This window comes from Bacteroidota bacterium, assembly GCA_030706565.1.
GTDB lineage: Bacteria > Bacteroidota > Bacteroidia > Bacteroidales > JAUZOH01 > JAUZOH01.
The window spans coordinates 1-5,952 of sequence record JAUZOH010000233.1; the positions used below are offsets into that span (position 1 = coordinate 1).

A 5,952-nucleotide genomic window follows, 5' to 3' on the forward strand; every position below is an offset into this window, starting at 1 on the left:
AACAATCTTGTTCTGATAAGTTGGGTTTTGTAAGACGGATATTAATAATTGCAATTAAGTCATCCACTGAAATTTTGTCAATAATAAGTCGACCTGTTTCAATATATGGAACCAAAGCCTCTTTCTGTTCAGTAAACAATTCATTAATAATCATTTCAGTAGTATGAAAATCATAGTTCAACAGGAAGAAGTGAGGCAGAATTTTTAACTCCACTAAGTCGATTAAAATATTTGCATCGTTTACAATTATCCTCACAGGGCTATAAACTCTTTGCGAAATTCTGCCAATTTCTGGTTAGACAAATTAGCTGCTTTGCTAAGAGATATTACTTCTTCGGCAGCAGCCCTGTAAATTAACTGCTTGAAACGAAAAACCTGTTCCTGCCCCCGGTATTCGCCCAACCCTTCTTCAGTGCGGTTGCGGCTAATCCATTTACGGAAATTAACAAACTGAAATTTGTTTATAATTTCTAAATCTTTAGCCCTTGCCATGATTGCCTGAATGGAAATACCGTAGGTTTCTTTGATGGCAATTAATTCGGAAATTGAAATATGCGAACGGCTTTCGCCTATCTCGGTTTTAAAAGTAGTTTCAGGTAACAGCACAGCTCCGGCAAACTGAAAACAGAGCTTTTCTTTGTCTTTATCGGTAATATCTCCACTGAGAGCCATTATTAAATGTCCTAATTCATGCAAGGCGGTTAAACGCTTTCGTTCCACGTTGTAATTTTTATTGATAACAATAATCGGGATGCGACCATCGGCCCAGCCCGATAAACCATCAAACTCGTTGGGAGCGTCTATCTCGATTACTTTAATTTCCTTGCCTTCGAGCAGGTCAATTACATTTGGCAAAGCTTTTAAGCCTAAATTCCAAGCATAGCGAACTTTTGTGGCTGCATTTTCAACATCGGTTAACGAAGTTATTTTAATTCCGGCAATTGGATTGGTAAAAGAAGATTCTATATTAAGAAATTGTTCCACTTCCAGGTAACGTTCCAGAATATCGGTTACGGTTTGCTTTATAGAATTAACATGTTTAACATATAGATTTTGCTTTTTGCGAAATTCCACCTTTTCAATTTCAATAGTAAATGGGCGGAAAAAATAGTCGGGTTTAACATTTAAAGCTTTAGCCAATGCCAACAGTATAGAACCATCGGCCATCATTTCTCCCTTTTCGTACTTAGAGATAGCATTTTTAGAGACAATATTCCCCATTTTCTCAACCAATTCGTCTTGAGATAGGGCTGCCAGAATTCTGGCACTTTTAAGTCGTTTGCTAAATATCTCCTTCATATTATTTAAAGTATGGTTTACAAATATACAAAAATATACGAATTTATAAACCAACAAGCAAATGTTTTTTAATTGATCCCTTAAATTTTTTTTGCAATTTGTTGAAAACAGGAAATGAATTTATCATCCCTCGCTGATTTTACATCAATATTTTTTCCAACTTGTTTTTCCACTTCTCCCAATCAGGCATCTCTGCAGATAATAAATGATAGAATGCCTTGGTGTGATTTCTGTATACGAGATGGCAAAGCTCGTGGGTAATTACATATTCAATGCAGGGACGGGGAGCTTTGATAAGCACGGTATTAAGAATCATTTTCCCGCTATTTGTGCAACTTCCCCAACGATTGTTCATCTCCTGGATATAAATATCCGTTGGCTCTACATCATATCGCTTAAAACGTTGAATAATGGGTTCGGCAATCTCCACAAATTTCATTTTGGCATGAATACGGTACCATTCATTCATTAAATCTTTAGCTTTCGATTTGTGCGAACAAACGATCTCGAAATAACGCCCTTTATATTTTATACTTTCCGGTTTCCCTTGCTTTACGCGTAAAAGATACTGGCGTCCTAAGTACAAATGAGACTCGCCGCTGACAAACTTCCGTTCCGGTGTCCTTTCACCGAATGACCTGAAATAAAGCTGCTGCTTAAGAATCCAGGAAGCCCGTTTATGCACTTTTTCTTTAATGGCTTCGAGGGATGTCTCCTCAGGAGCCTTCACCAATACGCTTCCCGCAGGCAACACAACTATGGTCAATGTCTTCCGGTTTGAATATTGAATACTGAATATTATCCTGGAAGATCCAAAATTCACTATATGCTCCATTACTTATACCACAATTTGGCTACATCCACACAACGGTCAATGATACTATCCATGTCATCAAAAGTTAAAGGAATATCATACTTGCGTTTAATATCATCAATAAGAAAATCTTCCATCTCTATTTTCATCTTTCCGATTAATGTGGAATTCGTTTGCCAATCCACGATGATTTTATCTTTGATGATGGAATCAAAAGCCAGGGATGTTTCCAAAGCTACCTGTTTACAACTGAAAGAATTGTGTTCTTCCGAATGAATGGATTTATACACCTCCATGCCCAAACCGAAAAATGCCTTCCCTGCATTATTTTCAGCAAGTTCCTGAGGGATCTCATGATCCGTATGAGCCAATACATCTGCCTTATGTTTCATGACCCGCTCCAGATATTCAGCCTCGTCAATGCGCCCCTGTTCATAATCAGCAATGGTCTCTTTCAACATTTCTGAAAATTTTTTATAAAATGCGGGATCGGTTTCCATATTTTCATTGATATATTTGGCGGTTCTCGAAGCAATGGTGTCCGCTTTGGCGGCTTTGCCCACGATCTTCTCTACTTCCTCATCAAACTTCTCTTTATCAAAAATGTTGACCAAGCGGGTAATTGTTTTCACTTCACCACTTTCAATGTGAGTGTCAATCAGTTTCTGAATCTGGCCTTCATATTGTTTGTAATCTATGGCATCGGAGTAACGTTCCTGAACAGCGTTTCTTAATTTAAGGAACAAGGTTAAATCGTCTTTGTACCTTTGAACAGCCTTAGCCTCTGTTTCTTTATAAAAATCTATAGACGAAAGGGCTATTTTCAGGCAATGAGCGTAAGCAGCAAGCTTCTCGTAAAATTCCTGCCGTATATCTTCGTTGCGTAAGAGTTGACTATACGCTTCCAAATCCCGTTTATTGGAAACCCCTTTGAATATATTCCACAAATCCGAATAAAGTTGGGGCAATCTGGCCATCTCTTCTTTAATGTCTATCAGGGTATGATGAATATCGGCCGCTTCTTCCAGATCGTAATCGGCATAAAGTTCCAGGGCGTCATTCAATTTGCCCAGCACGCCGTAATAGTCGATGATGTATCCAAACTCCTTATCGTCGCAAACCCTGTTCACGCGGGCCACAGCTTGCAGTAAAGTATGGTCGGTCAGGTTACGGTCCAAATACATCACTGTATTTTTCGGTTCATCAAAGCCGGTCAGCAACTTGTCCACCACAATAATTATTTCGGGCGACTGGTCATTCTTGAAACGGTTGATCAGATTGGTTTCATACTTTTTTGGGGTACCATGTTCATCCATCATCTTTTTCCAAAAAGCCTTTTCCATATTGCCCGTGTCACCATAGGCTGTATCTTCTCCTTCCCGGTCATCGGGTGAAGTGATCAGCACCTCCGTAGAGACCATGCCGATTTGGTCTAAAAACTCCTTATATTTTATAGCCACGCGCTTCTTCGGGCAAACCAGTTGCCCTTTGAATTTCGTCCCCTGCCAGTTATCCCTAAAATGCCGGGAGATGTCCCAGGCAATGGCATAAAGCCTTTGTTCGGCCATATTCAACTGCCCGGCACGGCTAAACTTCCTTTTCAGGTCGGCCCGTTGATAATCCGTCAACGGCTCACAAATGTTGTTGAAATAGTTGTCAATTACATTTTCGTGAACCGTCTGAGGCACGATGCGCCCTTCATAGAGCAAGGGAACCACAGCCCCATCTTTCACAGCCTGATCCACCGTATAAACCGGCCTTATCATCCCGCCAAACTTCAGGGCCGTGCTCTTTTCCTTTTTCATCAACGGAGTGCCGGTCATGGCGATACAACAGGCATTGGGCAGGGTCTGCTCCATCTTTATGGCCATTTCTCCATATTGGCTGCGGTGCGCCTCATCAATCAGGATAAATATGTTGGGACTGGCCAAAGGCTTTTTGATTCGATGGACTGCCGTTTCAAATTTATTGATGATGGTAGTGACCACAGCATCCGAGGTGCTTTCCAACAATTCCACCAAATGGGCGCCGGTTTTAGCATTCAGTACATAAGTACCGCATTTTTTAAAAGTGCCGGTTATCTGCCGGTCCAGATCGGTCCGGTCGGTGACCAGGACAATCTTTGGATTTGGTATGGTCTTGTCCAGGACGATGGCCTGTGCCAGCATCACCATAGTCAGCGATTTCCCGCTGCCCTGGGTATGCCAGATCACCCCGCCCTTACGTTTGCCGTTTTCCATTACACTGAGCCTTTCCATCGTTTTTTTCACGGCAAAAAACTGCTGGTAACGGGCTACTTTCTTCACCCCGTTATCATAAAGGGTAAAGTTGAAAATAATTTCCAGCAGCCGCCGTGGACGGCACAAACAGTATAGATATTCATCCTGCAGGGTTGGTGCAACGGTTGCTTGTTCTAATTCTTTAAAGTATTTTTCAACATACCGGTAGCGGGATGCAAAGAGCTTTTCCCGCTGTTCTTCTTTCAGCGGCTGGTTTACCAGTTGGAATAACTCCGACTGGTGCTTTTCCTCTTCTTCCCTTGTTGAAAATTGTTCCCTCCATTTGGACCAGAACTTTTCGGGCGTACCGGTCGTTCCATACGAAGCGGAAGAAGTTGCCATGCCCAGCAACAAAGCGGAATACTGGTACAGGCTGCGGATGCCGTCTTCCTTTTGATTACGCAAATGCTGTGAGATGGCTTGTTCCAGCGAATCCTTGACATCGGGCCGTTTGCACTCAATGACCACCAGGGGAATGCCATTGACAAACAAAACAATATCCGGGCGGAAAGTATCGGTTGTTCCGGCGCGGCAGACAGCAAACTCCTCGGTAACATGAAAAACGTTCCTTTCGGGCTGCTTCCAGTCGACATATTGCAGGTTGTAGCTTTTCTTATCGCCATCCACACTTTGCTCCAGCGTTTTTCCATAAGTCAGGAGGTTATAAACCGTTTCGCTGGCTGAAATATACCCGGCATCCATGGCAATGTTGCGCATAGCCACCAGGCCGTTTTCAATATTCTGGGCGGAGAAAAAAGTTGTTTTAGTCCCGCTAACCTGCACTTCGGAATTTATCTCCTGCAATTGCCTGCGCAGGACAGGCTCCAGAAGCACATTCGTAGTCTTTCCCCCGCGCAGTTCCAATGCCTCCTCGGGTGTGAGGTAGGTATAGCCCAGCTTCTGCAAGAGTTGCAGGGCAGGGATTTGGGAGATGTGGTCTTCTTTGAAAGAAATGGTTTGCATAGAAACTCAATTATTAGACAACCTGTTTTTAATATCTTTACTTATTAAGAAATAACTTCCCTGGGTTTTTCCTTCCCGTTTTATATAGCCATCCTTAATTAAAATTTTGATGTGTTTTTGAATAGCTGATTCTGCAATACCTACAACTGATTTCAATTCTTTTCTTGTAATGGATGGGTTATTCATAATTTGATTTAAGATCTCAATCCGGGTTTTAGGCATTTGACCACCTATTTGACCACCTATTTGACCACCGTCCAAACATTTACGGATAGTATCATAACCTAAATTTTTATTTTCATCGTTATCCATTCCGAGCAATTCCTGTGCCTCATCGGGTGTGGACTAGATATAGCCCATTTGTAATGCAGGCAGGGATTTTATTTATGTAGTTTTCTTTGAAAGAGATGGTTTTCATATAAATTTTATCCTTGATAGAGTTCTTTCATCTTTTCAAACCATCCTTTGACTTCATCCCAGGCATCCAGTGATTCTAATGATTTTTTTGTTATTTTTTTTGATAGTTTCCCATTTATTATAGCTTTCACTTCACCTTCTAATTTTTTTGTCTTTCCAACTAAATATTTAGGAAAATCA

General features: G+C 41.3%; 4 protein-coding genes. All 4 read right to left on the minus strand.

What is annotated here, in order from left to right:
- Positions 1–252: 252 nt before the first annotated feature.
- Positions 253–1,299 (minus strand): XRE family transcriptional regulator, encoded by a 1,047-nt coding sequence (locus tag Q8907_11460; protein ID MDP4274884.1) that lies wholly within the window; start codon positions 1,297–1,299, stop codon positions 253–255.
- Positions 1,300–1,438: 139 nt separating this feature from the next.
- A complete protein-coding gene (locus Q8907_11465) occupies positions 1,439–2,134 on the minus strand; it encodes a SprT family zinc-dependent metalloprotease (GenBank protein ID MDP4274885.1) in 696 nt (231 codons plus the stop codon).
- A complete protein-coding gene (locus tag Q8907_11470) occupies positions 2,134–5,355 on the minus strand; it encodes a type I restriction endonuclease subunit R (protein MDP4274886.1) in 3,222 nt (1,073 codons plus the stop codon). The genes Q8907_11465 and Q8907_11470 overlap by 1 nt, the downstream gene beginning before the upstream one ends.
- 6 nt (positions 5,356–5,361) lie before the next feature.
- The gene (locus tag Q8907_11475) at positions 5,362–5,667 is read right to left on the minus strand and encodes a winged helix-turn-helix domain-containing protein (protein ID MDP4274887.1); all 306 of its coding nucleotides are present in this window, start codon (positions 5,665–5,667) and stop codon (positions 5,362–5,364) included.
- Positions 5,668–5,952: the final 285 nt, after the last annotated feature.

Coding starts and splice junctions, on each gene's coding strand:
- Q8907_11460 (MDP4274884.1), bottom strand. CDS start 1,299: ATGAAGGAGATATTTAGCAAACGACTTAAAAGTGCCAGAATTCTGGCA.
- Q8907_11465 (MDP4274885.1), bottom strand. CDS start 2,134: ATGGAGCATATAGTGAATTTTGGATCTTCCAGGATAATATTCAGTATT.
- Q8907_11470 (MDP4274886.1), bottom strand. CDS start 5,355: ATGCAAACCATTTCTTTCAAAGAAGACCACATCTCCCAAATCCCTGCC.
- Q8907_11475 (MDP4274887.1), bottom strand. CDS start 5,667: ATGGATAACGATGAAAATAAAAATTTAGGTTATGATACTATCCGTAAA.